This window comes from Xanthobacter autotrophicus (assembly GCF_029991245.1).
GTDB lineage: Bacteria > Pseudomonadota > Alphaproteobacteria > Rhizobiales > Xanthobacteraceae > Xanthobacter > Xanthobacter autotrophicus_C.
This window is the reverse complement of sequence record NZ_JAIVFO010000058.1, coordinates 1-26,682: the sequence shown is the minus strand read 5'-3', so window position 1 is coordinate 26,682 and position 26,682 is coordinate 1. Positions and strand designations below refer to the sequence as shown.

At 68.6% G+C, this 26,682-nt stretch carries 22 protein-coding genes; 13 read left to right on the top strand and 9 right to left on the bottom strand.

Translation table 11 applies throughout. The features are described from left to right. Nucleotides 1-115: 115 nt before the first annotated feature. Nucleotides 116-1,102 (bottom strand): ACP S-malonyltransferase, encoded by a 987-nt coding sequence (fabD, locus tag K9U41_RS11755; RefSeq protein WP_282641022.1) that lies wholly within the window; start codon nt 1,100-1,102, stop codon nt 116-118. Between the two features lie 205 nt (nt 1,103-1,307). Here fabD and K9U41_RS11750 point away from each other — a divergent pair, with 205 nt between their 5' ends. From K9U41_RS11750 to guaB, 7 genes are all read left to right on the top strand, one after another. After that, nucleotides 1,308-2,339 carry a polysaccharide deacetylase family protein gene (locus tag K9U41_RS11750; RefSeq protein WP_282641021.1) on the top strand — a complete coding sequence of 344 codons (1,032 nt, stop codon included), beginning with the start codon at nt 1,308-1,310 and terminating at the stop codon, nt 2,337-2,339. A 260-nt stretch (nt 2,340-2,599) separates the two neighbouring features. Next, nucleotides 2,600-3,058 (top strand): 30S ribosomal protein S6, encoded by a 459-nt coding sequence (gene rpsF, locus K9U41_RS11745; protein ID WP_282641023.1) that lies wholly within the window; start codon nt 2,600-2,602, stop codon nt 3,056-3,058. Further along, nucleotides 3,058-3,324 (top strand): 30S ribosomal protein S18, encoded by a 267-nt coding sequence (rpsR, locus tag K9U41_RS11740; RefSeq protein ID WP_012115096.1) that lies wholly within the window; start codon nt 3,058-3,060, stop codon nt 3,322-3,324. The genes rpsF and rpsR overlap by 1 nt, the downstream gene beginning before the upstream one ends. Nucleotides 3,325-3,456: 132 nt before the next feature. Further along, the gene (locus K9U41_RS11735; RefSeq protein WP_282641020.1) at nt 3,457-4,413 is read left to right on the top strand and encodes a DUF2232 domain-containing protein; all 957 of its coding nucleotides are present in this window, start codon (nt 3,457-3,459) and stop codon (nt 4,411-4,413) included. A gap of 43 nt (nt 4,414-4,456) precedes the next feature. Beyond that, nucleotides 4,457-5,038 carry a 50S ribosomal protein L9 gene (gene rplI / locus K9U41_RS11730; protein WP_282641019.1) on the top strand — a complete coding sequence of 194 codons (582 nt, stop codon included), beginning with the start codon at nt 4,457-4,459 and terminating at the stop codon, nt 5,036-5,038. Nucleotides 5,039-5,474: 436 nt separating this feature from the next. Further along, complete coding sequence (locus K9U41_RS11725) at nt 5,475-6,740, top strand: cyclopropane-fatty-acyl-phospholipid synthase family protein (RefSeq protein WP_282641018.1); 1,266 nt, start codon at nt 5,475-5,477, stop codon at nt 6,738-6,740. A 228-nt stretch (nt 6,741-6,968) separates the two neighbouring features. Next, nucleotides 6,969-8,501: an IMP dehydrogenase gene (guaB, locus tag K9U41_RS11720; protein ID WP_282641017.1), complete on the top strand. Its 1,533-nt coding sequence runs from the start codon at nt 6,969-6,971 to the stop codon at nt 8,499-8,501. Between the two features lie 87 nt (nt 8,502-8,588). Here guaB and K9U41_RS11715 read toward each other — a convergent pair whose 3' ends face one another. The 8 genes from K9U41_RS11715 to murA form a co-directional block, all read right to left on the bottom strand. Beyond that, complete coding sequence (locus K9U41_RS11715; RefSeq protein ID WP_282641016.1) at nt 8,589-9,041, bottom strand: ion channel; 453 nt, start codon at nt 9,039-9,041, stop codon at nt 8,589-8,591. Nucleotides 9,042-9,140: 99 nt separating this feature from the next. Then, nucleotides 9,141-9,482, bottom strand: a complete 342-nt coding sequence (locus K9U41_RS11710; protein WP_282641015.1) for a hypothetical protein — start codon at nt 9,480-9,482, stop codon at nt 9,141-9,143. A gap of 162 nt (nt 9,483-9,644) precedes the next feature. Beyond that, nucleotides 9,645-11,156, bottom strand: a complete 1,512-nt coding sequence (locus K9U41_RS11705) for a Ppx/GppA family phosphatase (protein WP_282641014.1) — start codon at nt 11,154-11,156, stop codon at nt 9,645-9,647. A 10-nt stretch (nt 11,157-11,166) separates the two neighbouring features. Then, entirely contained in the window at nt 11,167-13,437 is a 2,271-nt protein-coding gene (locus K9U41_RS11700; RefSeq protein WP_432715778.1) for an RNA degradosome polyphosphate kinase, read from the bottom strand. 38 nt (nt 13,438-13,475) lie between these two features. Next, nucleotides 13,476-14,210, bottom strand: a complete 735-nt coding sequence (locus K9U41_RS11695; protein ID WP_282641012.1) for an HdaA/DnaA family protein — start codon at nt 14,208-14,210, stop codon at nt 13,476-13,478. Between the two features lie 2 nt (nt 14,211-14,212). Next, nucleotides 14,213-15,484: an AI-2E family transporter gene (locus K9U41_RS11690; RefSeq protein WP_282641011.1), complete on the bottom strand. Its 1,272-nt coding sequence runs from the start codon at nt 15,482-15,484 to the stop codon at nt 14,213-14,215. A gap of 58 nt (nt 15,485-15,542) precedes the next feature. Further along, nucleotides 15,543-16,073: a CDP-alcohol phosphatidyltransferase family protein gene (locus tag K9U41_RS11685; RefSeq protein ID WP_282641010.1), complete on the bottom strand. Its 531-nt coding sequence runs from the start codon at nt 16,071-16,073 to the stop codon at nt 15,543-15,545. Between the two features lie 150 nt (nt 16,074-16,223). Then, nucleotides 16,224-17,513 (bottom strand): UDP-N-acetylglucosamine 1-carboxyvinyltransferase, encoded by a 1,290-nt coding sequence (gene murA, locus K9U41_RS11680; protein WP_282641009.1) that lies wholly within the window; start codon nt 17,511-17,513, stop codon nt 16,224-16,226. A gap of 717 nt (nt 17,514-18,230) precedes the next feature. On the opposite strand from murA, the gene K9U41_RS11675 reads away from it, so the two are divergent. The 6 genes from K9U41_RS11675 to K9U41_RS11650 all read left to right on the top strand — a co-directional run bounded on the left by K9U41_RS11675 (nt 18,231) and on the right by K9U41_RS11650 (nt 26,565). After that, a complete protein-coding gene (locus K9U41_RS11675; RefSeq protein WP_012115109.1) occupies nt 18,231-18,467 on the top strand; it encodes an acyl carrier protein in 237 nt (78 codons plus the stop codon). 109 nt (nt 18,468-18,576) lie between these two features. Continuing rightward, entirely contained in the window at nt 18,577-19,839 is a 1,263-nt protein-coding gene (gene fabF, locus K9U41_RS11670; RefSeq protein ID WP_282641008.1) for a beta-ketoacyl-ACP synthase II, read from the top strand. A gap of 209 nt (nt 19,840-20,048) precedes the next feature. After that, a complete protein-coding gene (mltG, locus tag K9U41_RS11665) occupies nt 20,049-21,278 on the top strand; it encodes an endolytic transglycosylase MltG (RefSeq protein WP_282641007.1) in 1,230 nt (409 codons plus the stop codon). A gap of 342 nt (nt 21,279-21,620) precedes the next feature. Then, the gene (locus tag K9U41_RS11660; protein WP_282641006.1) at nt 21,621-22,553 is read left to right on the top strand and encodes a YicC/YloC family endoribonuclease; all 933 of its coding nucleotides are present in this window, start codon (nt 21,621-21,623) and stop codon (nt 22,551-22,553) included. An 11-nt stretch (nt 22,554-22,564) separates the two neighbouring features. Further along, nucleotides 22,565-23,260: a guanylate kinase gene (gene gmk, locus K9U41_RS11655; protein WP_432715777.1), complete on the top strand. Its 696-nt coding sequence runs from the start codon at nt 22,565-22,567 to the stop codon at nt 23,258-23,260. Nucleotides 23,261-23,511: 251 nt separating this feature from the next. Continuing rightward, on the top strand, nt 23,512-26,565 hold the full coding sequence (locus tag K9U41_RS11650) for a DNA translocase FtsK (protein ID WP_282641005.1): 3,054 nt from the start codon (nt 23,512-23,514) through the stop codon (nt 26,563-26,565). Nucleotides 26,566-26,682: the final 117 nt, after the last annotated feature.

Genomic DNA, 26,682 nt, shown 5'->3' with positions numbered 1-26,682 from the left:
CTCCCAACCCTTCCCCGCCCGAACGCGGCTGTTGCCGCGTTCGGTTCGCAAGGGCAGAAGCCGGATATATCCGGCTTCTGAGCGGGAGAGGGCTTCAGGTCCGCGAAATAGCGCCTCAGGCCGCCGAGGCGGCGGCGTTGCGGGCGGCGATGAAGGCCGCCACGTCTTCGGCCGTGCCCACGGCGCTGGTGGACACCGACTTGTCGATGCGCTTGACGAGGCCGCACAGCACCTTGCCGGCGCCGACCTCGACCATGCGCGTCACGCCCGCGCCCGCCATGTAGATGACGCTTTCGCGCCAGCGCACGGTGCCGGTCACCTGCTCCACCAGCAGGCGCACGATCTCGGCCGGGTCGGTCACCGGGGAGGCGCGCACGTTGGCCACCAGCGGCACCCGCGGCGTCATCACGGTGGAGCCGGATAGGGCCACTTCCATGGCCTCGGCGGCCGGGCCCATGAGGCGGCAATGGAAGGGGGCGGACACCGGCAGCAGCAGGGCCTTCATGGCCCCCTTCTCCTTGGCGATGACGATGGCGCGTTCCACCGCCGCCTTGGTGCCGGAGACCACCACCTGGCCGGGGGCGTTGTCGTTGGCTGCCTCGCACACCTCGTCGCCGGCGGCTTCGGCCGCCACCGCCACCGCCTGGTCGTAGTCGAGGCCCAGCAGGGCGGCCATGGCGCCTTCGCCCACCGGCACCGCCTCCTGCATGGCGCGGCCGCGGATGCGCAGCAGGCGGGCGGCTTCCGTGATGGTGAGGGCGCCGGCGGCGGCCAGCGCCGAATATTCACCGAGCGAATGGCCGGCCACGAAGGCCGCCTCGCGGGCAAGATCCAGCCCCGCCTCGGTCTCGAGCACGCGGAGCGCGGCGAGGGAGACCGCCATGAGCGCCGGCTGGGCATTGGCAGTGAGGGTCAGCGCGTCGATGGGGCCGTCCCACATCACCTGCGTCAGGCTCTCGTTGAGGGCGGCGTCCACTTCATCGAACACGGCCTGCGCGGCCGGGAAATTGTCCGCCAGCGCCTTGCCCATTCCCACAGCCTGGCTGCCCTGGCCGGGGAAGATGAAGGCGGTCTGAGATCCTGTACGCGGCCCATCCGACATGCGCGGCCCTCCGGTTATGAAATTTGGGGAGGGGAGAGACACCCGGAATGTGGGCGAGTCAAGGCGAGGGAACTTGACTTTGGGGAATGAGATGGGTTTGCCTCGCCTGCTTCACATTTTATGCGTAGGGCCTAGGCCAGCGTAGCGTAGGGCGTGAACGAACCGGGCTCTGTTTTCCCGGCACAGACATGGAAAGTGGTCCATCGTGAAGGCTTCCTGGGGATTTCTCGCTTTTGCCGTCGTGGGCGCGATGGGCCTTGGCCCGGCCTTTGGCCAGACCTTCCAGCCGGTACCTTCCGCCACCAGGCCCCCCGCGACCCAGCCCCTTGCGACCATGACGCCGACCGGCACTTTCGCCGCGTCGCAGACCGCCGCCGAGCCGCCAGCCGCGGCGGGCATGTCCGCGCCGGCGGCAACGCCCGCCGCGGCCGGCACCTCGCCGCAGAAGCTGGTGGCCTATTCCTCCGCGGTGGTGGACGGCCCCTATATCGCCATGACCTTCGACGACGGCCCGAACCCCGAGACCACGCCCCGGCTGCTGAAGATGCTGGAGCAGCGCGGCATCAAGGCCACCTTCTTCGTGCTCGGAAGCCGGGCGACGGCCTCGCCCGCCATCATCAGGCAGATGATCGCGCAGGGCCACGAGGTGGCGAACCATTCCTGGGATCACCCGCAGCTGCCCAAGATCTCGGTGGCGGCCGCCGACAAGCAGATCGGCGACACCAACGCCGTCATCGAGCAGCTCACCGGCAAGGCGCCGCTCTATGTGCGCCCGCCCTACGGCGCCATGACCCCGGCGCTGCGCGCCCATCTGCGCGAGAAGTTCGGCTCGACCTTCATCTACTGGTCGGTGGATCCCCTCGACTGGAAGGACCGCAACCCGCAGGTCATCCACGACCGGATCGTGTCCCACGCCCATCCGGGCGCCATCGTGCTTGTCCACGACATCCACCCCACCACGGTGGACGCGATGCCCAAGGTGTTCGACGACCTCAAGGCCAAGGGCTACAAGTTCGTCACCGTCTCCGAGCTGATCGCCATGAACAAGGGCGTGCCGGAGCCGAAGGTGGCCTCCGCCACCCCCGCGCCGAAGAAGAAGCCGAAGCCGGCCAATCCCGCGTCGGCCTCCGCGGCCGGCGCCAACGGCACCGCCGCCAAGCCCGTCTCGGCCAAGCCCGCGTCCGCCAAGCCCGCGACGCCGACCCGCAATTCCAGCACCAGCATGGGCCTGTTCTGAGCCGGGCGGGCGCGCTTTCGGCCCGGCGGCCCGGGCGAAACTTGCCTTCCGCGCAGAACCTGCTATACGCCCCGCTTCCGTCGCACCCGGCCGGGGGCTGAACGGACGGTCTTTCTTTGGCTCGGCGATGATCCGCCGGGGCAATGAGAAACAGGGCAAGTGCCCGTCGTCCCGTGTCCCCGCCTTCCGAGCTTCGCGCCTTTCCGGCAAGAAGGGCTTGGCGCCGGTGGACGGAAATGAAACGAAAGGCACACGAACACATGCCGCTTTACGAGCACGTGTTCCTCGCGCGCCAGGACGTGACGGCGCAGCAGGTCGAGGAACTCACCACCCGCTTCAAGGGTGTCATCGAGGCGAATGGCGGCTCGGTCGGCAAGACCGAGTATTGGGGCGTCAAGTCCCTGACCTATCGCATCAACAAGAACCGCAAGGCGCACTTCACGCTGCTGAACATCGACGCCCCGGCGGCGGCGATCCAGGAGCTGGAGCGCCAGCAGCGCATCGATGAGGACGTCCTGCGCATCCTCACCCTGCGCGTCGAGGAGCATGAGGAAGGCCAGTCCGCCATGCTCCAGAAGCGCGACCGCGACGATCGCGGCGAGCGTGGGGACCGTGGCGATCGCGGTGATCGCGGCGACCGCGGCTTCGGTGGTCGCGAAGACCGCCCGCGCCGTCCGCGTCCCTCTGAAGAATCCCACGGTGGCGAGGAGGAAGTCTGATGGCGTTCGCTCAGTCCGGTGGTGCCGGCGGTGGCGGTGGCCAGCGTCGTCCCTTCTTCCGCCGTCGCAAGACCTGCCCGTTCTCCGGCCCCAACGCGCCGAAGATCGACTACAAGGATGTGCGGCTCCTGCAGCGCTACATCTCCGAGCGTGGCAAGATCGTGCCCTCGCGCATCACGGCGGTTTCCGCCAAGAAGCAGCGTGAGCTGTCTGCCGCCATCAAGCGCTCGCGGTTCCTGGGCCTTCTGCCCTTCGTGATCCGCTGATCCATTCGCCCGCCCCGACGGGGCGGGCGTTTCTCTCTGGTCTTGGCGACGCGCCGCGGGGATGTCCCCGGGGCGTCTGCTGGGGTTGGCCAAAGGCCTGCCTCTAACCGCGTGAGCGGGACAGCTTGTCGGATGATGCTTCTTGTTCTTATCGGCCTGGCCGCCGGATCGGCCTCCGCCCTTCTTGCCGCCGGCGCTGCGGCGGGGACGCTCCTGGCTGTCCCCCTGTTCTATCTCTCGCCCCTGCCGGTGATGATCGCCGGCATCGCCTTCAGCCCGCTGGCTGCGGCCCTTGCCGCGATCACGGGGGGCGCCGGGCTTTGGCTCGCCTTCGGCGGCACCTTTCTCGCGACCTATCTGGTGGGCCTCGGCGGCCCGGCCTTCGGCCTGTCCTATGCCGCGCTGATGGCCCGGAGCGACCCGGCGGCCCGTGACGGCCTCGTCTGGTTTCCCGTGGGGGGGCTGGTGCTGCTGGCGGCGGGCTTTGCCACCGTCTCCGTCACCGTCGCCCTGTTCGGGATGGCCCAGGATTACGAGGCGTACCACGCCGCGGTGACCGCCGCCTTCCAGGCGTTGGTGGCAGGCCCGGGCCTGCCCATGGAGACGGAGGGGCGCGATCCCCTCGCCATGGCCTCGCTGATCGCCCATGTCCTGCCCGCCATGGCGGCCGCGATGGCCATGGTCTCGTACCTCGCCTGCCTCTACCTCGCCGCCCGCGCGGCGCGGGTTTCCGGCCGGCTGGCGCGGCCGTGGCCCAACCTTGCCGCCTTCCGGCTGCCGCCGGTGACCTCGCTGGTGCTCGCCGTGGTGCTGGCCCTGTCCATGGCGGGGGGGCTGTCCGGCCTTGCGGCCTCGGCCGGCGCCGTGACCCTTGCCGGCGCCTATGCGCTGGCCGGTTTCGCCGTGGTCCACGCCGTGACCGAAGGCCATCCGGCGCGCACCCTCATTCTGGGCGCCCTGTGGGTGACTTCCGCCATGCTGGGCTGGCCGGTGCTGGCCATGGCCATTCTCGGCTTTGTCGACGGCATGCTCGACTTTCGCGCCCGTATCGCCACCGGCAAGGGACCGCCGGCCGCGAACGACCGCTGACTTTCAAAAAATCCCAACCGAATACGAGACAGGAGAAACGAAAATGGATGTCATTCTTCTTGAGCGCGTCGCCAAGCTTGGCCAGATGGGCGAAGTGGTGAAGGTGCGCGACGGCTACGCCCGCAACTTCCTGCTGCCGAACGGCAAGGCCCTGCGCGCCACCAAGGCGAACAAGGACCGCTTCGACACCATGAAGATCGAGCTGGAAGCCCGCAACCTCGAGCGCCGCAAGGATGCCGAGGCCGTGGCCGAGAAGCTCAACGGCCAGAGCGTGGCGATGATCCGCCAGGCCGGCGAGAGCGGCCAGCTCTACGGCTCGGTCTCCACCCGCGACATCGCCGATGGCCTCACCGCCGCCGGCTTCGTGGTGGACCGCCAGCAGGTGGTTCTCAACCATCCCATCAAGACCCTGGGCGTGCACGTGGTGCCGGTGACCCTGCACCCGGAGGTCGAGGTGACCGTGAAGGTCAACGTCGCCCGCAACGCCGAGGAGGCCGAGCGTCAGGCCCGCGGCGAGGACGTGCGCACCGCCCGCGACGAGGATGCCGAGATCGAGGCCGAACTCGCCATCGAGCGTGCCGAAGTCGCCGCCGAGCTGGCGGCCGAGGAAGGCACCGAGGGCTGAGGCCCTTCGTCCTCCGCCATGGGGGGCGACGCGGTTTCGACGTGGAAGAGCAACGGCGTCCCGGCACCTGCCGGGGCGCCGTTTTCCGTTGCGTGCCCGGTCTTGCTCGCGCGCACGTGACGGCTGGCCGGGCCTTGTCGCCCTGGCGCCATATTGCGACGCCGCAGCCTTGGTGGTTTCATAAAACCTGTTGCGGCCATCCAGGCGTGCCGGACGGGAAGCGTGTTGAGCCTTGGGTGCGCTTGAAGGCGCTCGCCGGCGGGAACGCGCTCCGCGCGCCTGGAGCGGGAGAAAGGGTTTCGGGCACCAGAGCGCGATCCGGGCAAATGGAATCGATTTGCTGCGTGAATCGCCCTCTAACGTAAGGAAAGAGCACGCGTTATCCGATCAGGTTGAAATCTGATCGGCGCGTGCTCTGGCGTAGCGGAGGCGGCCGATGGAGCGGTTGCTGGAAAAGGTCTTGCGGCAGGTTGTCGTTCACGGCGCCCTGAAGGTGACAACCGCGTCCGGCCGGATAATGACCTTGGGGAATGCGTCGCCAGGGCAGAAGCCGGTGGCGCTTCGCATCATCAGCCCGGCGGCCCAGCGCGACATCTGCCTCGACCCGGAGCTGAAGCTCGGCGAAGCCTACATGAACGGCACGCTGGTGATGGAGGACGGCACCATTGCCGATTTCCTCGACCTGGTCATGGCCCAGCCGTTCTCGGTCAATCCCACGGCGCCGGCCAAGCTGCTCTATCTGCTGCGGCGGGTGTCGCGCCGGATCGCGCAGTTCAACCCGCCCGGCCGCGCGCAGCGCAATGTGGCGCACCATTATGATCTGGACGGTCGGCTCTATTCGCTCTTCCTCGACCACGACCGGCAGTACAGCTGCGCCTATTTCGAGCATGAGGGGCAGAGCCTCGACGACGCCCAGCTGGCCAAGAAGCGCCATATCGCGGCCAAGCTCGTGCTCGACCGCGCCGGCCTCGACGTGCTGGACATCGGCTCGGGCTGGGGCGGGCTCGGGCTTTATCTCGCGGAGATGGCGGGGGCGACGGTTCAGGGCATCACGCTCTCGAGCGAGCAACTGGCGCTGTCGCGCAACCGCGCCGCCGAGCGCGGCCTCGCCAATCGGGTGAACTTCACCCTGCGCGACTATCGCGACGTGGAGGGGGCATTCGACCGCATCGTGTCGGTGGGTATGTTCGAGCATGTGGGCGTGGATCATTTCGGGGCATTCTTCCGCAAGGTTCGCAGCCTGCTGAAGGACGATGGGGTGATGCTGCTGCACGCCATCGGCCGCTCCGATCCGCCGGGTATCAGCAACCCCTTTATCACCAAGTATATTTTCCCCGGCGGCTACATCCCAGCCCTGTCGGAGGTGCTGCCGCATGTCGAGCGGGCGGGCCTCGTGGTCACCGACGTGGAACTCCTGCGCCTGCATTATGCCGAGACGCTGAAGGCCTGGCGCCAGCGCTTCCTGGCCCGCCGGGAGGACGCTGTCCGCCTCACCGACGAGCGTTTCTGCCGCATGTGGGAATTCTATCTGGCCTCCAGCGAGATGGCGTTCCGCCACCAGGGCCTGAACGTGTTCCAGATCCAGCTCGCCCGCCGGCAGCAGGCGGTGCCGCTGACCCGCGCCTATGTGGCGGCGGCGGAGGACCGGCTGAGGCATGCGGAAGCCGCAGCCCGCGCGCCGCTGCGCCTCGCCGGCGAATAGAGAGGGCGCAAGGGCTGGCGGGGTGTCCGTCCGGCTCCTGCAGGGCCGCGAATGATGGCCCGCCGCTGCGCGCATGGGAGCGTTGCAGCGAATGCCTCGCAACAGGTCTTCTATTCGTCGTTCACTCATGGTATCGGCCACTGCCAACTCGTAGCGGGGTGCGTGACAGCAACCCGTTCCGGCCCCGATCCAGCGGCCCGGCTTCCGCGCCGCCTTAAGGAGTTGGCCATGACCACCCCGATTTCGAACGTTTCCCCCGCCGCGGACAGCGCCAACGGCCGTGCGCCGTTCCGCGAGGCGCTGACGTTCGATGACGTGCTGCTGACGCCCGGCCCCTCCGAAGTGATGCCGGGCGAGGTGGATGTCTCCACCCAGCTCACCAAGACCATCAGCCTCAACCTGCCCATCATCTCCGCGGCCATGGATACGGTGACCGAATCGCGCCTCGCCATCGCCATGGCGCAGGCCGGCGGCATCGGCGTCATCCACCGCAACCTCACGCCCGAGCTTCAGGCCGAGCACGTGCGGCAGGTGAAGAAGTACGAATCGGGCATGGTGGTGAACCCGGTCACCATCCATCCCGACGAGACCCTTGCCCACGCCTTGACGCTCATGAAGCGCTACAGCATTTCCGGCATTCCGGTGGTGGAGCGCGGCGTGGGTGCCATCGCCGGGCGGCTGGTCGGCATCCTCACCAACCGCGACGTGCGCTTTGCCCATAATCCGGAGCAGCGCGTGGCCGAGCTGATGACCAAGGACCGGCTCATCACCGTGCGCGAGGGCCAGGTGAACCAGGAGGAGGCCAAGAGCCTCCTGCACCAGTACCGCATCGAGAAGCTGCTGGTGGTGGACAATGACGAGCGCTGCGTCGGCCTCATCACCGTCAAGGATATCGAGAAGGCGGTGGCCTATCCCCACGCCGCCAAGGACGAGCAGGGCCGCCTGCGGGTCGCCGCCGCCACCACCGTGGGTCCCGACGGCTTCGAGCGCACCGAGCGCCTGATCGACGCCGGCGTCGACCTGGTGGTGGTGGATACCGCCCACGGCCATTCCCGCAAGGTGCTGGACCAGGTGGAGCGCATCAAGAAGCTCTCCAACCGCACCCAGATCCTCGCCGGCAACATCGCCACCGCCGAGGGCGCCCGGGCGCTCATCGACGCCGGGGCGGACGCGGTGAAGGTGGGCATCGGCCCCGGCTCCATCTGCACCACCCGCATCGTGGCGGGCGTGGGCGTGCCCCAGCTGACCGCGGTGATGGATGCGGTGGAGGCCGCCTACGCCACCGGTACGCCGGTGATCGCCGACGGCGGCATCAAATATTCCGGCGACCTTGCCAAGGCGCTGGCGGCCGGCGCCTCCGCCGCCATGGTGGGCTCGCTGCTGGCCGGCACCGACGAGAGCCCCGGCGAGGTGTTCCTCTATCAGGGCCGGTCCTACAAGTCGTATCGCGGCATGGGCTCGGTGGGCGCCATGGCCCGCGGCTCCGCCGACCGCTACTTCCAGGCGGAAGTGCGCGATACGCTCAAGCTGGTGCCGGAAGGCATCGAGGGCCAGGTGGGCTACAAGGGTCCGGTGAGCGCGGTGCTGCACCAGCTCGCCGGCGGCTTGCGGGCGGCCATGGGCTATGTGGGCGGCAGCACGCTGAAGGAATTCCGCGAGAAGGCCCGGTTCGTGCGGATTTCATCCGCCGGCCTGCGCGAGAGCCATGTGCATGACGTGACCATCACCCGCGAGAGCCCGAACTATCCCACCAGCGTGTGATGTCCGGTTCCGGCTGTTGCCCGCAACGGGACTGAAGGTCCGCCGCCCGTCAAAGACCGGCGCCGTTGGTGTGGGCGGCGGCCCGGCTCAGGTGGAGTTCGGCCCGCGCATGCGTGTGACGAACTCCACCAGGAACGCGGTGGACCAGGCCACCATCATCGGGCCGATGAGGGATTCGAACGCGGCGATGGCGCGGAAGGACTTGGCGATGGACACCCCGTCCGCGCCCAGTGTCGTGTAGGTGGAGATGGAATAATAGAGGGCGTCGTGCGGGTCTGCGATGGCGCCGAGCGCGACGTAGGCCGCGGCCCAGATGCAGATCTCGAACAGGTGGGCGACGCTGAGGCTCAGCACGGTGGCGCTGATGATCACCGCCTCGCGAAACACGTGATCGGAGTAGCTCTTGCCGCGGATGCGCCAGCTGAGGCGCCGGCGGATGATCGCCAGCGCGATCGCGTGAGAGACCACCGTAAGCATGGCCAGCGCGACGCAGACCACGAGTAATGCCAGATAAACGCCCGCCTCAATGTCCCCGTCCATGTCCCGTGCCGGCCCCCGTCAGCGCGGTATCGCGCGCCGAGGGAGCCTACCTGCTTCCGGCGTTGAGGAACATCGCCGGTCAGCTGGGCATCTGGTCCCTCAGGCGCCGGTGCGGGGCGTACCGGAAGACGCGGAAGGCTTGGGCGGCGTCACGTCGATCATGCCGTTCTCGTCGGGCGCGCCTTCGGAATTGCCGAAGGGTCGGCCGGTGCGCAGGTCGAACACCCGTACCGAGCCAAAGCCGGACGAAAAGCCGCCCCGGCGGATGCCCGGCGCCCGGCCGGTGACCAGGGCATAGACGCCCCCGCCGAGGACCAGGGCCGTGATCACGATGCCGGCCACGACGATGAGTCCGCCCACGAGCGTGAACAACGCAAGGCCCACGAGGCCCGCGACCACCAGGCCGGCAACTCCACCAAACAGGTTCAGTAGCTGTTTCATGGCACCAGCGTGAAGGTGGATTGGGGCGGACTTGCGACCGCCCCGCGCCGCCGGCATGACGCCGGTCACAGATGGATCAGAGCCCGCCCGGGGCTGGCGCTTTCCGGCTTCGCCCGTTCCGCCCCGTCCCACACGACGGGAGACGAACCGCAACGGAGCCGATCAATCGCCCTGTTCGAGCAGCGGCTCGCGGCCGATGAGCCGGGCCAGCTGGCGCAGGCGGTTGTAGACCCGGTCGTTCACCAGCGAGACCACCTTGCGCGGCACCGCCAGCACCAGCTGGTCGCCGCGCACCTGCAGCGGCATCTGCGGCAGGATGCCGGGCATGGCCGCCGAGAGCACGTAGGCGACCCGCATCACCGCGCCGAGGATGCGGGCGCGGTCCAGCATGCCGGTGGTGAGCAGTTCCAGGATGCGGGTGTCGGATTCGTCGGTGTTGAGGCCCATGTGCCGGAAATAAACCGAGAGGGCGATATAGGCGCGGCCGGGATGATCGATGCCGGCAAAGGCCGCATGGGCGATCATGTTCAGGCTCTGCTCGCCGCGATAGTCGGGGTGCGCGCGCCAGCTCACGTCTGCCAGCAGGCAGGCGGCGCGGCGCAGGCGCTTCTCGTCCTCCGCCTCCTCCAGCACCGGAGCCGAGGCGAAGAAGCCATCGGTCCAGCCCACCAGCTCCTCCCCGTGGCGGGGCGAGCGGGAGCGCAGCACGTTCATCTCGGCCGCCGCGATCAGGAGCGGGTCGCGGACGCGTTCCTCCTCGGGCATCAGGGAATTCAGCAGGCCCTCGCGCACGCCCAGCGCGGAGATGACCACCTCGGCGGGCCGGCCCTGCCGCACGATGTTCTCCAGCACCAGCGCGCCATAGGCGAGCAGGGGCCGGCGGGCATCGGAGACCACGTCGATATGGGCGAGGGCCTCGGCATCGGCCCGGTGCACGATGCGGGTGAAGTCCAGCGCCTCGCGGGCGGGAATCACATAGCCGTGCATCACGTGGAGCGGATAGCCCTTAGTGTACATGTGCAGGCGCGCCAGCGCCCGCCACGTTCCGCCCACCGCATAGAAGGTGCGGCCGGCGAGGGCGCCCAGAACCTCGGCCTCGGGGATGGTCTCGCGGACGATCTTCTCCGCCTTGCGCGGCGAGCGGGAAGACCGGTCCTGCAGGGCGAGGCCGCCGAGGGGCAGGGTGACGCCGGTGCCGATGGCGCGGCCCTTCACGTCCACCAGCTCCAGCGAGCCGCCGCCGAGATCGCCTACGATGCCGTCCGGCGCATAGACGCCCGCCACCACGCCGGCGGCGGCGAGTTCCGCCTCGCGCTTGCCGGTGAGCAGCTCGATCTTCCGGCCGCAGATGGCCTCGCACTCGGCGATGAAGGCGGGGCCGTTCTCCGCGTCGCGCGCGGCGGCGGTGGCGAGGGCATGGACCTCGCCCACCTCCATGGCGTCGCACAGGGCGCGGAAGCGCTTCAGCGCGGCATAGGCGCGGTCCACCGCATCCTGCGGCAGGCGCCCGGTGGAGAGCACCTCGCGGCCCAGCCCGCACAGGGCCTTCTCGTTGAAGATGGGCGTGAGCGCGCGGCTCAACCCCTCATAGACCACGAGGCGGACCGAGTTGGAGCCGATATCGATGACCGCGACCGGCGCCCCGGTGAAAAGCCGGCCGGGCGCGCGGGTCACCACATCGCCGTCAGCGACGGACGAAGAGGCTACGCGGCGAAGAATCTTTGAGAGACTTTCCACGTCCGGACAAGCTCGGGTTGGTCATGAAATATTGATGGGCGTTGAATGGCTCTTCGCCCGGCGCGGGGACTATGCGTTCGGAGGAGCCGTCCGGCAAGACACGCCAGCTCTGCTGGTTGTCGATAAGGTTCGCGACCATGATCTGGTCGAGCACCTGCTCGTGCACCGTGGGGTTGGTGATGGGGCACAGGGTCTCGACCCGGCGGTCGAGGTTGCGCGGCATCAGGTCCGCCGAGGAGATGTAGACCACCGCGTTGGGGCTCGGCAGGCCGTGGCCGGCGCCGAAGCAATACACGCGCGAGTGCTCCAGGAAGCGGCCGACGATGGACTTCACCCGGATATTCTCGGAGAGCCCCGGAATGCCGGGCCGCAGGCAGCAGATGCCGCGGATGATGCAGTCCACCTGCACGCCGGCGGCGCTCGCCTCGTACAGCGCGTCGATGATCTCCGGATCCACCAGCGAGTTGCACTTCAGCCAGATGGCGGCCGGGCGGCCGGCCCTGGCATATTCGATCTCGTCGGCGATGTGCTTCAGCAGCCGGGGCTTGAGAGCGGTGGGCGAGACCGCCATGGCGTCCAGCTCGCCGGGGGTGGCATAGCCGGTGATGAAGTTGAAGATGCGGGCCACGTCCTGCGCGATCACCGGATCGGCGGTGAAGAAGCTGAGGTCCGTATAGATGCGGGCGGTGATGGGATGGTAGTTGCCGGTGCCCACATGCACATAGGTGGCGAGTGAGGTGCCCTCGCGCCGCACCGCCATGGAGAGCTTGCCGTGGGTCTTCAGCTCGATGAAGCCGAACACCACCTGCACCCCGGCCCGCTCCAGGTCGCGCGCCCAGCGGATGTTGGCTTCCTCGTCGAAGCGGGCCTTCAGCTCCACCAGGGCGGTCACCGACTTGCCGGCCTCCGCCGCCTCGGCCAGCGCCTTCACGATGGGGCTGTCGGAGGAGGTGCGGTAGAGGGTCTGCTTGATGGCGACGACGTTGGGGTCGCGGGCGGCCTGGCGGAGAAACTGAACCACCACGTCAAAGGATTCATAAGGGTGGTGAACCAGTATGTCCTTCTCGCGAATAGCCAGAAAGCAGTCTCCGGCGTGCTCGCGGATGCGTTCGGGAAATCGGGCATTGTAGGCCTGGAACTTCAGGTCCGGCCGGTCCACCGACACCAGCTGCGAGAATTCGTTCAGGGCGAGCACGCCGCCCACCACGAAGATCTCGTCGTCGTTCACGCCCAGCTCGCGGGCGACGAAATTGCGCAGTTCGGCCGGCATGGCGGCATCGGCCTCCATGCGGATCACCTCGCCGTAGCGGCGCTGCTTCAGCGCGGTCTCGAACAGGCGGACGAGGTCTTCCGCCTCTTCCTCGATTTCAAGGTCGCTGTCGCGGACCACCCGGAACACGCCCTGGCCCTTCACCGCATAGCCGGGGAAGAGGCGGGAGATGAACAGGCCGATCATCTGCTCAAGGGTGATGAAGCGCAGGGCGCCGGTGCCGAAATCCGGCAGGCGGATGAAGCGTTCCACCTTGGCGGGGATGCGGATGAGCGCGTTCATGCCGCGCCCGTCCGACTGCCGCACCAGCTGGAGCGCGAGGGAAAAGCCGAGGTTGGGAATGAACGGGAAGGGGTGCGCCGGGTCGATGGCCAGCGGGGTCAGCACCGGGAAGACGTGGTTGAGGAAGTGCCGGTCCAGCACCTCCAGATCGTCGGCGGTCACCTCCGCACCGTCCACCAGCACGATGCCGACGTTGGCGAGGTCGCGCCGCAGTTCCAGCCAGCGGCCCTGCTGGTCGGAGATGAGCTGGGCCGCGGTGGCGAGGATGGTGGTGAGCTGTTCGGAGGGGGTGAGGCCATCGGGGCTGCGGGTCTGCACGCCCTCGCGCACCTGTTCCTTCAGGCCCGCCACGCGGACCATGAAGAACTCGTCGAGATTGTTGGCGGAGATGGAGAGGAAGCGCAGCTGCTCCAGCAGGGGGTGGTTGCGGTTCTCCGCCTCCTCCAGCACGCGCCGGTTGAAGTGCAGCCAGGAAATCTCGCGGTTGATGAAGCGCTGCGGCGATTGTGCCAGAGCCAGCACCTCGGTCGCGCTCTCCGGGATCTCCAGATTTGCGTCCAGGTTCACGCCCGCGTCCAAGTTCACGCCCGCGTCCAGATTCTCGTCCGCGCGCGCCGCAGCCTCGTTCATACCCATGCTCGGTCCCCCGCGTTTCGGCCGGACCATGGCCGCGTTAGATGACTACTCTATGACGCCCGGCGGTATCAGTCCTCTTCCCGTTGGACATCGGGGAAAGACGGGTCCTCGCCCAGTTCCTCACCTAGGTCCTTCAATACCTGCGCCGCGAGCGCGCGCGTCACCGGGCGCCGGGCGGCGAGGGCGGCGGTGTCCAGCGCATCGACGATGCGCTTGGCGCCTGCCACGGTGCGCTGCATGCGCAGCAGAAGGTATTGAACGGTGGCTTCATCCACCGAAAGCTGGCGGTCGGCGAACAGCTTCACCAGCACCGCCGCTAGCAGGGCGTCGTCCGCGGGCGTAATCTCGAATACCGGCACCGCGCGCAGCCGCGAGGCGAGGTCGGCGGTGGCGAGGGGGAAGGTGGCGGGCGGCATGCGCGCCGTCATCAGCAGGTAGGCCTGCTGCTCGCGGGCGAGGTTGAGCAGGTGGAACAGGGCGGCCTCGCTGAAGGTGCCGGCCTCCAGATCTTCCAGCACCAGCGCGCCGGCGGCGAGGGCGTCGGGCACGCCGTCGCGGGTGAGGGCGCGGGCCTCCAGCGTCTGCGCGCCGGAGCGCTCGGCGAAGATGGCGGCCAGGTGGCTCTTGCCCGCCCCCTCCGGCCCCACGATGCATACGACGCGGGCCGGCCATTCGGGAAAGGCGTCGATCAGGGCGAGGGCAGCCGAGTTGCCCGGCGCGGCGAGGAAGTCCTCGCGCCGGAGCGCCGGGTAAGCCGGCAGGTCGAGGGGAAGCTGGCGCGGACGTCCGTCGCGCTCCGCCATGCTCAGGGTGTCTCCGGCGGGGGCAAGGCGTCGTCGGCGCTGCCCTGGTAAAGCGCGGACTGCATGTAGCGGTTGATGGCGAAGCGCACGAGCACGCCTGTCACCGCGGTGAGCGGCACGGCGAGCAGGAGGCCTACGAAGCCGAAGAGGTAGCCGAAGGCGAACAGGGCGAACATGAGCCAGACCGGATGCACTCCGATGCTGTCGCCCACGAGCTTGGGCGACAGCACGTAGCCCTCGATGGTCTGGCCGGTGACGAAGATGGCGAGGATGATGCCGATCATGCCCCAGTCGGGAAAGAACTGGACGATGGCGACGCCGATGGCCAGCACGAAACCGGTGAGCGAGCCCACATAGGGAATGAAGGTGATGACGCCGGACACGATGCCGATGAGCAGGCCGAAATTCAGCCCCGCCATGGTCAGCGCCACCGCATAGAAGGTGCCGAGCAGCAGGCACACCGTGGCCTGCCCGCGCACGAAGCCGGCCACCGCCATGTCCATGGCGCAAGCAAGGCCGCGCACTTCCGTGCGATGGGGCAGCGGCACCAGCCGGTCCACGAAGGCGACCATGTTGTTCCAGTCGCACAGGATGTAGAAGACGACGACGGGCGTCACCACCATCAGGGCGAACAGCGCGATCAGCGCCTGCCCTCCGGACCACACGGAGGAGAGCAGGCCCACCAGATGGCTGACCCCCTGCGTCATGAGATCGGAGATGGAGCGCTGCATGTCCGGCAGGCGATCGCCGACGATGCCGCTCAGCCACTCCCGGTTTTCCTCGGTCAGAAGGCCCTGCAGCCGCGCCACATAGGCAGGCAGGCGCTGGATGAACTCGAACATCTGCGAGGAGAGCAGCGGCAGGGCGAGCAGGAAGAACAGCATCACCAGAAGCAGCATGATTCCCACCACCACGAGGGCGGAGAGGGTGCGGGCGACGCCGATGCGCTCCAGCCGCGCGACCACGGGATTGAGGAAATAGGCGAGCACGATGCCGGCGACGAATGGCAATAAAATACCACTCAGCAGCCACAGGGAGATGGCTGTCAGGACGAGGGCCGTCACCCAGAAGCGCATCTGAAACCGCACCGGCAGGACGCCTTCCGCAGGCTCCAGGTCGGGGGGGCGGCGTTCCGGCGTGGGGCGGCCTGATGCAGGATGGCCCGGCGCGGGAGGGTCAGGCAGTCCAGGCGCGCGAAGGCCGCCACCGGGCGCCGGGCTGGCGGCGGCTGCGGTGGTGCGGGGGTCGCGTTCGCCGATCAGCTCACGGTCCATCAGTTCGCCGTTCGTGAGCACACCATTCGTCGGTTCGCCATTCGTTGGTTCGCCTGCGTCAGCTCGCAACGTGGCGCGTCCATGCGGCGAGATAGGCAGCGGCGGAAAGGCCCGTCAAGAGCCCGACCATCACAAGCCCCACCTGGAACAGCCCCGGCAGGTCCAGACCGAAGCCGGATGCGGCCAGCACGAAGGCGGCGAACACGATCTGGACCGCCGTATTCACCTTGGAGACGAGCAGCGGGCTGATGGCCACCGGCTTGGCCATGACGAGGGACAGCACCACGGCCCCGATGATCATCACGTCGCGCGACACCACGGCGATGGCCACCCAGCGCGGGATCAGGCCGCACACTGCCAGCGCCACGTAGATGGAGATGAGCAGGGCCTTGTCGGCCACCGGATCGAGATAGGAGCCAAGCTCGGTCTGCATGTGGAAGCGCTTGGCGATGAAGCCGTCGAGCGCGTCGGAGATGCCGGCCGCCAGGAACAGCCAGAACGCCAGCGCATACTCGCTGGAGGCGATGGACCAGATCACGGCCGGCACCAGCAGGATGCGCATGAGGGTTATGATGTTCGGCAGGCTCACCACGGCCTCCGCGCCGCCTCGAGGACGCGCCGGCCGCCTGCATCGCAAGCTGGCCGGATATCGCGTTCCTCGTCTTGAAGTTAAGGGCCGTCCGCGCCCAGGTCAGCCGCGCCCCAGGTCAGCCGCGCCCGAGGTCAGCCGCTCCCGAGGTCAGCCGCTGATGCGCTCGATCTGCGCCCCGCAGCGGGACAGCTTCTCTTCCAGCTTCTCGAAGCCACGGTCGAGGTGATAGACGCGCTGGACCATGGTTTCGCCCTCCGCCGCAAGGCCGGCGATGACGAGGGAGACCGAGGCCCGCAGGTCGGTGGCCATCACCGGCGCGCCGGTCAGCCGCTCCACCCCCTCCACCACGGCGGTGTCGCCCTCAAGGTGGATGCGGGCGCCGAGACGGGCCAGCTCCTGCACGTGCATGAAGCGGTTCTCGAAAATGGTCTCGGTGATGCGGGAATTGCCCTTGGCCTTGGTCATGAGCGCCATGAACTGGGCCTGGAGGTCGGTCGGGAAGCCCGGGTAGGGGGCTGTGGTCACGTCCACCGGAAGGATGCCGGCGCCGTTGCGGCGCACCCGGATGCCCTCGTTGGTGGCGTCGATCTCGGCGCCGGCCTGGCGCAGGACGTCCAGCGCGCTTTCCAGCAGGTCGGGCCGGGCGCCGGCGAGCATCACGTCGCCGCCGGTCATGGCGGTGGCCATGGCATAGGTGCCGGTCTCGATGCGGTCGGGCAGCACCGCGTGGCGGGCGGCCTTGAGGCGGGCCACGCCCTCCACATGGATGGTGGAGCTGCCGGCGCCGGAGATGCGGGCGCCCATCTTGATGAGGCAGTCGGCGAGATCCACCACCTCCGGCTCGCGGGCGGCGTTCTCGATGATGCTGTCGCCGCGGGCGAGGGCGGCGGCCATGAGGGCGGTATGGGTGGCGCCCACGGACACCTTGGGGAACACGATGCGCGCGCCCTTGAGCCCGTTGGGCGCCTTCGCCACCACATAGCCGGCGTCGATCTCGATATCGGCGCCCAGCGCGCGCAGGGCGTCGAGATGGAAATCCACCGGGCGGGTGCCGATGGCGCAGCCGCCGGGCAGCGACACCTTGGCCACGCCGATGCGGGCCAAGAGCGGCCCCAGCACCCAGAACGAAGCGCGCATGCGCGAGACGAGGTCGTAGGGCGCGGTGGTGTCCACGATCACCCGTGCGTCGATCTCCAGCGTCTGGCCGGCATAGGGATCGTCGCCGTTGCGCTTGCCGTTGGTGGTGATGTCCACGCCATGATTGCCGAGGATGCGCTGGAGCAGCGCCACGTCCGCGAGGCGCGGCACGTTCTCGAGAATCAGCTTCTCCTCGGTCAGGAGGCTGGCGATCATCAGCGGCAGGGCGGCGTTCTTCGCACCGGAGATGGGAATGGTGCCCTTCAGCTCGTTTCCGCCGACGATGCGAATCTTGTCCATGCGTTACCTGTGCCTCCTACCGGCTGGCCCCCCCAAGCCGGCCGACCGCGCATTTAAGAGAAAAGCTCTAGCCCGGCTCGCCTTCCGGCACAATCTTGGCGGCACCCGCCTCCGGCGTCGTGCTACCGCTGCGCGCAAGGTTTTCACCGCTATTCATGGGGTTCGGGGGCGCTTCGGCGGCCGGTGGGGCGCCTTGGCCTGCCGCAGGGCCGGCGGGGGGATTTCCCTGCGGTTCTCCCGCTGCGTGGGCAGCGGCGTCCCTTTCGGCTTCACCGGTGCGGCGCGCACGGGACTGGGCCTTGCGCCGCGACAGGTTCGCGCGCAGGGCGGCGGCGAGGCGTTCCGATCGGTCGCGGGTCCCGGGCATGGAAAGTGAGTAGCCGGCGCACACGCGCGGCGCAAGAAGCGGCGCAAGAACACGCATCGCCCGACCTCCGCCATCGCCTTCCGCCATTGGCTGGCCGGCCGTTGCCGAGCTTGGCTGGCCTTGCTGCGGGGAGTGTGCTAACGAGCCGCATTGCTGGGCCGGGAAAGGGCGCCTCACAAGGCTCTTCTCATCCGCGCGCGGCGGTGGGAGCTGTCCGGTCCAATCCACGTCCCGCCCGCGAGGAATGTTCCTTGCGGCGGAGGGGGCTGGGCACGGCGGAAAAAAGGCATTATGCCCTCCACCAGCCGCCGAACGGCAACGGGATTATCCGAACAACGAGGGTTGCATCTATGAGTGACATCGCCGAGCGGGTGAAGAAGATTGTCGCGGAGCATCTGGGGGTGGAACCCGAGAAGGTCACGGAGAGCGCCTCCTTCATCGACGATCTCGGCGCCGACAGCCTCGACACCGTGGAACTCGTGATGGCCTTCGAGGAGGCTTTCAACTGCGAGATCCCGGACGATGCCGCCGAGACCATCCTGACCGTGGGTGACGCCATCAAGTTCCTGGAAAAGAACGCGGCTTGAGTCTCACGCCTGTTCATTCGACGGTCGCGTGGCGCCGGGCGCCCGCGGCCGTTGTCGCACCGGGTCGCGCGCCATCTGCGCCATCGGCCCGCCTGCCGGAGTTTTTCCCATGAGACGTGTTGTCGTCACCGGCCTCGGCATGGTGACGCCGCTCGGCTGCGGAGTCGAGCCGACCTGGCGGCGGCTCATCGCCGGCGAGAGCGGCGTGAAGGCGGTCAGCCATTTCGAAGTGGCGGATCTTGCTTGCAAGATTGCCGCCAACGTTCCGCGTGGCGATGGTTCCGACGGGACCTACAATCCCGACCAGTGGATGGAACCGAAAGAGCAGCGCAAGGTGGACGAGTTCATCGTCTACGCCATGGCTGCGGCCACCCAGGCGCTGGATGACGCCGGATGGCATCCCTCGTCCTATGAGGACCAGATCAACACCGGCGTGCTCATCGGCTCGGGCATCGGCGGCATCGAGGGCATCGCCGAATCGTCCCTGCTGCTCAAGGAGCGCGGGCCGCGGCGCATCTCGCCCTTCTTCATTCCCGGCCGTCTCATCAATCTGGCCGGCGGCTACGTTTCCATCACCCACGGGCTGAAGGGACCGAACCACGCGGTGGTCACGGCCTGCTCCACGGGCGCCCATGCCATCGGCGATGCCGGACGGCTCATCGCGCTTGGAGATGCCGACGTGATGGTGGCCGGCGGCACCGAATCGACCGTCAACCGCCTGGCGCTGGCCGGTTTTGCTGCCTGCAAGGCGCTGTGCACCGCCTTCAACGACGATCCCACCCGCGCCTCGCGCCCCTATGACCGGGACCGCGACGGCTTCGTGATGGGCGAGGGCGCCGGCGTGGTGGTGCTTGAGGAGCTTGAGCACGCCAAGGCGCGCGGCGCGCACATCTATGCCGAGCTGGTGGGCTACGGCCTGACCGGTGACGCCTTCCACATCACCGCCCCCTCGCCGGACGGCGACGGCGCCTTCCGCTGCATGTCGGCGGCGCTGAAGCGGGCGGGCCTGGCGGCGGGAGACATCGACTATATCAACGCCCACGGCACCTCCACCATGGCTGACGAGATCGAGCTGAAGGCGGTGGAGCGGCTGCTCGGCAATGCGGCGGCGACCACCTCCATGTCGTCCACCAAGTCGTCCATCGGCCACCTGCTCGGGGCCGCGGGCGCGGTGGAGGCGATCTTTTCCGTCCTCGCCATCCGCGACCAGATCGCCCCGGCGACGCTCAATCTCGACAATCCGTCGGTGGAGACCCCCATCGATCTGGTGCCGCTCACGGCCAAGCCGCGCAAGATCGACGTGGTGCTTTCCAATTCGTTCGGATTCGGCGGCACCAACGCGTCCCTCATCTTCCGCCGCTACGACGCCTGATCACGCCCCGGCCGGAGCATCGCCCCGGCCGGCCCTCGCCTGAGGCCGGTCCCATCGGCGGGCGGCGGGAGCCCGGCCGCCGTACCGGAAGATGCAGGGCCATATGCCGCCGTTGAGCCCGAATGTGCCTTTAGCAAGCCTCCCATGCGGCGGCGTTCCGGCCTGAACGTTCGACCGCGCGCCTTCGCCGACGACAGGGGAGCCCTTGGATGGCCGAATCCAACGACGGATCACCAAAGGCCGGAGTACCGGACGTTGCCGGATCGCCTATGCCGCCGGCCGGCGGCAAGGATGCGACCGCCACCGCCGCAGCGCCCAAACCCGCGCCGAAGGCCTCCGCGCGATACGGCCGCGGCGTACGGCAGGCCAAGCCGCCGCGCCCCTCGCGCAGCGCGCGTCATCCGGCGGTGACCGTTCTCAGCGGCATCTTCACGTTCCTGCTGTTCCTCGCCGTCGGCGGCGGGCTCGGAGCCTGGTACGCCGAGCGCGCCTTTTATGCCCCCGGACCGCTCGCCACCGAGAAGGTGGTGAACATCCCGCGCGGGTCGGGCGTGCGCGACATGGGGGACATCCTCGAGCGCGAGGGTGTGATCAGCAACGCCCTGCTGTTCCTGGCCGGACAGCGGCTTGCCCGGCCCGACGCCAGCTTCAAGGCCGGCGAATTCGTGTTCAAGCCCGGCCAGTCGCTGGCGAGCGTCATCGACACCCTGGCGTCCGGCAAGATGGTGGTGCACCAGGTTACCATTCCCGAGGGCCTCACCAGCCAGCAGGTGGTCAAGCGCCTGATGGACAATGAATTGCTCACCGGCACTCCGGCGGTGCCGGCCGAGGGGACGCTGCTGCCTGAAACGTACCAAATCACCCGCGGCCAAAGCCGCGAAGAGGTGCTGAAGAAGATGGCGGATGAGCAGCGCAGGCTGCTGGCCACCCTCTGGGCCAAGCGTGCGCCCGATATCCCGGTCAAGAGCCCGCAGGAGCTGGTTATCCTTGCCTCCATCGTGGAGAAGGAGACGGGCCTTGCGGCGGAACGGCCCAAGGTGGCCGCGGTGTTCGTCAACCGGCTCAATAAGAAGATGCGGCTCCAGTCGGATCCGACCATCATCTACGGTATCGTCGGCGGGCGCGGCGCGCTGGGGCGGCCCATCAGCCGCACCGACATTGCCACAGCGACGGCTTATAATACCTACGCCATCGACGGCCTGCCGCCCGGCCCCATCAGCAATCCGGGGCGCGACGCGCTGGCGGCGGTGGCCAACCCGCCCAGGACGAAGGACCTGTTCTTCGTCGCGGACGGTACCGGCGGCCACGCCTTCGCCGAGACGCTGGCCGACCACAACAAGAATGTGGCCCGGTGGCGCGCCATCGAGCAGGGCGGAGCCCCGGCCGCTCCGGCTGCCGCGGCGCCAGCCCCCGCGGCAGCGCCGAACGCGGGCAATTAGAGCGTTTTCGAGCGAAGCGGATACCGGTTCGCGTAAAGAAAACGCGTCAAAACAAAACTCCAGAGCGATTGCCGTGAGCCGGTGCGAACGGAAAACGCTCTGGAGCACGTGCCGATCCGATTGCATCGCGCTCCGATCGGATAACGTAATCTCTTGGTCAAGGTCTGGAGCCGGCTTCGAGGCCCGGCCGGGGTCCGGATCACACCGCCCGGATCACACCGCCCGGATCACACCGCCCGGGCCTCAGGTTATTGTGTTATGCGGTTTCAGGATGCAGAACCGGTGCCCGCGTCCGCCGCAAACGTTTTGAACCCGGAGCGCGGCGTCGCCGCAGGATTGAACATGAAGCGTGCCGCCGTCACCACCAACCGCGTTCCGGCTTCGGCCCGGGCCCCCCTCGCCAGCATGACCGGCTTTGCCCGCGTCGCCGGCTCCCACGGGCCGTGGCGGTTCGGCTGGGAAGTGCGCGCGGTCAACGGCAAGGGGCTGGACCTGCGGCTGCGCCTGCCGCCGGGCTTCGAGGTGCTGGAGGCGGACGTGCGCACCCGCACCGGCCAGGTGCTGACCCGCGGCTCGGTCTCCGCCACCCTTTCGGCCACCCGAGAGGGGGAGACCGGCACCGTTCGGGTCAACCAGGGGGCGCTGGAGGCGCTGTATCGGACGGTGTCCGAAAGCGCCCGCCGCCTCGGCGCGCCGGCCCCGACCCTCGACTCCCTTCTGGCGGTCAAGGGCATGGTGGAGATCGCCGAGGCCGACGAGGGCGAGGACGAGCGCCGCGCGCTCATGTCCGCCATGCTCTCGGCCTTCGACCGGGCGCTCGCGGAGCTGGGCACCATGCGTGCCCGCGAGGGCGAGGCGCTCAACGCCATCCTCTCCGAAAGGCTCGATGCCATCGCCGCCCTGCTGGTGCGGGCCGAGCGCCTGCCGGAGCGCGGCGTCGAGGCCATCAAGGCCCGCATCGCCGAGCAGGTCCGCGTGCTGATGGAAGCCGCCACCCTCGATCCCGACCGCCTGCACCAGGAGGCGGTGCTTGCCGTCACCAAGGCGGATGTGCGCGAGGAACTGGACCGGCTCGGAGCCCACATCGCCGCCGCGCGCGACCTGCTGCACACCGGCGGTCCGGCCGGGCGGCGGCTGGATTTCCTCGCCCAGGAGTTCAACCGCGAGGCGAACACCCTGTGCTCCAAGTCCAATTCCGTGGCGCTGACGCAGATCGGGCTTGACCTCAAGCTGCTGGTGGACCAGTTCCGCGAGCAGATCCAGAACCTCGAGTGAAGCCCGAACCCATGCCGCAATCCGCCGCCTCCTCCGTGTCGTCGCACTTCGCGCTGCCGGGCTGGAAACCGGGCGCGGGCGTCCTGGCGCGGCGCGGGCTGATGCTGGTGCTGTCCTCGCCCTCGGGGGCGGGCAAGACCACGCTGTCGCGCAAGCTGCTGGCGAGCGATGATCGAATCACCATGTCCGTGTCCGTCACCACGCGCCCGCCCCGGCCGGGCGAGGTGGACGGCAAGGACTATTATTTCGTCGACGTGCCCACCTTCCACCGCATGCGCGACGAGGGCGAACTGCTGGAGCACGCGGTGGTGTTCGACAATCTCTACGGCACGCCGCGCCCGGCCGTGGAACTGGCCCTGTCCGCCGGGCGGGACGTGCTGTTCGACATTGACTGGCAGGGCACCCAGCAATTGGGTGAGACCGCGCAGCAGGACCTGGTGAAGGTCTTCCTGCTGCCGCCCACCGCCGCCGACCTGGAACAGCGCCTGCGCTCCCGCGCGCAGGATTCGGAGGAGGTGGTGCACCAGCGCATGGCCAAGGCCTCCGACGAGATCAGCCACTACACCGAATACGACTACATCATCATCAACCACGAGGTGGACGACAGCCTCGTCAAGCTCACCGCCATCCTGCAGGCGGAACGGCTGAAGCGGCGGCGCCTGACCGGCCTGTCCAGCTTCGTGAAGGGCCTGCGCGACGCCCTGTGACAGGGCGCCGCGGGCCATCCCCGGCCGGCCGCCGCGCCTGAGCCGACACCCGCACAATCCGGAGCGTTGAACGGCCCCGCCCGGCAGGCCGGTGGCGCGGGGCTTCGCGCCTGCTCGGCTGCCGCACGGCCTCTGCGTCATCCACAGGCGGTGGTAATAACAAACCACCGGACAGGGGGTGCAAACCTCCCCTTAACGCGGGGGCTCTAAGCCTTGGGGAACGGCGCCGGTGCTGCGGGCTACGGATCAGCATGTCTTCTTTCAACCGTCCTCCCAGACCCTTTGAGTTTCCTTCCTATGACGAGGAGGCGGACTATGCGCCGCCCGCTGCCTATGCGGGCGGCCGCAGCGTGACGCCGTCCCTCGGCGCCTTCGCGCCGGAGTATCATCCCCCGGTCGAGACGCCCGCCGCCACGCTCACGCACAGCTGGATCGACCTGGAGCTTATTCCGAGCTGGCTGAGGCCCTTCACCCTCGACGCCAACACCCGCTTCACCCGCACGCCGGACCATTTCCTGCGTCCGCGCGAGGTGGAGGCCCTGCACGAGCCGTCGGGCCTGCCCGGCGTCGAGGACCACGTTCTGTTGCTGAGCGAATCGCAGACCGCTCCCGTGCCGGAGATTTCGAGCCGCAACTGGCGCTTCGTGCTCGACCCGGCCGATGATGCGGTGGCCGCGCCGGAGGTGGAGGTGATTGCGGCGCCCCTCGATCTGCCTGCGGCCGTGGCGGCCGAACCCATGGTCGAGGTTCCCGACGAAGCCGCGCTCGTCGCGGCCGCATTCTTCGAGGCCGAACAGCCCAGGGACGAGGGGGTGGCCATCGTGCCCGAACCCGCGGTGACCTGGGACGACGACGCGCCAGTGGCTTCTGACGAGGAGCCCGCGGCACACGCGCTCCTCACGGTGCAGGAACCTCCCGCGGAGCAGGAGACGATCGACGCTCGGATCGCGTGCGGGGACGAGCGATCGGACGCGCCGGGCGCGGAGCTGCCGGCCGTGGTCGTGGCACCGGAGGGGGATCTGCACGGGGACCTGCCGCCCCATTTCGAGGCTCTGGCCCGTCTTCTGGTCCTCGGCCGTGCCGCCGTGCCGCCCGCCCATGCCGACGAGCAGGATCTCGCGCCGTCCAAAGATGGGGATCGGGCCGAAGTCCAGGATGCTGCCGCGGTCGAAGACGCGGCCATCGCCGACGCGGTGGTCGAGGGCGACACGGATGCCGATTCGCCGGCCGAGGATGAGGCTGTCGAAGATGAAATGATCGACGCCGCCGGTGACTTCGTCGCCGAGGCGGAGGAGGACGACGGGGACGAGGCGGAGGACGACGACGACCTGCTGCTCGCCTCGGACGAGGACGACGCAGAGGCTGAAGACGAAGAGAGAGACGCCTACGACGCCGCAGGCGACGAAGAGGACGATGTCTACGACGGCGACGCCGAGGATGAAGCCGAGGACGAGGACGAGGACGAGGATTTGCTCCTCACCGACGCCGCCGCCGACGACGCTGACGAAGCCGACGCCGGCGACGACGGGGAACCCCTCGCCGCGGCGTCCGCTCTCTCCGGCCCGCCGATCCTGACGGAGCCGGCGCCTTCGTTCTGGCAGCCGTACCAGCAGAGCATCACCGCCCGCTTTCTCGGTGCTGTGGCGCCGCTCGGCTTCGCACCGGTCGCCCTCGCGGCCCGGCCGCCTGCGGCCAATGCTGCGGAGCCCGCGCCCGCGGCTGTTCCGGCCCCCGGCTTCGCCGCTCCGGACCCGGCCTCGGACGGGGACCTCGGGGACGATGCCAGCCCCTATGACCTGCCGCCCCTCGACCTGCTGCGCGAGCCGCCGGTGGTGGAGCCGGACTATGAGATGTCCGAGGAATTCCTCGACCAGTCCTCCACCATGCTCCAGCAGGTGCTGCGCGATTTCGGCGTGCGCGGCGAGATCATCGACGCCAATCCCGGCCCGGTGGTCACCCTCTACGAGTTCGAGCCGGCGCCGGGGGTGAAGTCCTCCCGCGTCATCGGCCTGTCGCCGGACATCGCCCGCTCCATGAGCGCGGTGTCCGCCCGCGTGGCGGTGGTGGAGGGACGCAACGTCATCGGCATCGAGCTGCCCAACCGGCGGCGCGAGACGGTGTGGCTGCGCGAGCTTCTGTCCAGCCACGAATTCGTGGAGACCCATCCCAAGCTCGGCCTGTGCCTCGGCAAGACCATCGGCGGCGTGCCGGTGATCGCGGACCTCGCCCGCATGCCCCACCTGCTGGTGGCCGGCACCACCGGCTCGGGCAAGTCGGTGGCCATCAACACCATGATCCTGAGCCTGCTTTACCGGCACACGCCGGATGCCTGCCGGCTCATCATGATCGACCCCAAGATGCTGGAACTCAGCGTCTACGAGGGCATCCCGCACCTGCTCACCCCCGTCGTCACCGACCCCAAGAAGGCGATCATCGCCCTCAAGTGGGCGGTGAAGGAGATGGAGGAGCGCTACAAGAAGATGAGCCGCCTCGCGGTGCGCAACATCGACGGCTTCAACGCCCGGGTGAAGGAGGCGGCGGAGAAGGGCGAGGTCATCACCCGCAACGTGCAGGTGGGCTTCGACAAGGAGACGGGGGAAAGCCTGTTCGAGGAACAGGAGATGGACCTCACCCCCTTGCCCTACATCGTCGTCATCGTGGACGAGATGGCCGACCTGATGATGGTGGCGGGCAAGGAGATCGAGGGCGCCATCCAGCGCCTTGCCCAGATGGCGCGGGCCGCCGGCATCCATCTGGTGATGGCCACCCAGCGGCCCTCGGTGGATGTCATCACCGGCACCATCAAGGCCAATTTCCCCACCCGCATCTCGTTCCAGGTGACCTCCAAGATCGACAGCCGCACCATCCTCGGCGAGATGGGCGCGGAGACGCTGCTGGGGCAGGGCGACATGCTGTTCATGGCCGGCGGCGGGCGCATCACCCGCGTCCACGGGCCGTTCGTGTCCGATGGCGAGGTGGAGAAGGTGGTGGCCTTCCTCAAGGCCCAGGGCGGTCCGGACTATCTGGACGCCGTGATCCTCGACGAGGACGCGGAGGTGGAGGACGAGGACGACGCGGTGTTCGACCGCTCCAGCCTCGGCGAGGCCGGGGGCGATCTCTACGACCAGGCGGTGGCCATCGTCATGCGCGACCGCAAGGCGTCCACCTCCTACATCCAGCGGCGGCTTCAGGTGGGCTACAACAAGGCGGCGAGCCTGATGGAGCGCATGGAGACCGAAGGCATCGTCGGCCCGGCCAACCATGCCGGCAAGCGCGAGATCCTGAGCTTCTCACGGCCCGGGTGACTCAAGGCAGGGGTGACGCAAGTCAGGGTGACTCAAGGCCGGTTTGAAAGTCTGCTGCTCCGACCGGGCGCACCGTAGAACCCTCTCCCGCGTGCGGGGGAGGGTTCTACGGTGCGC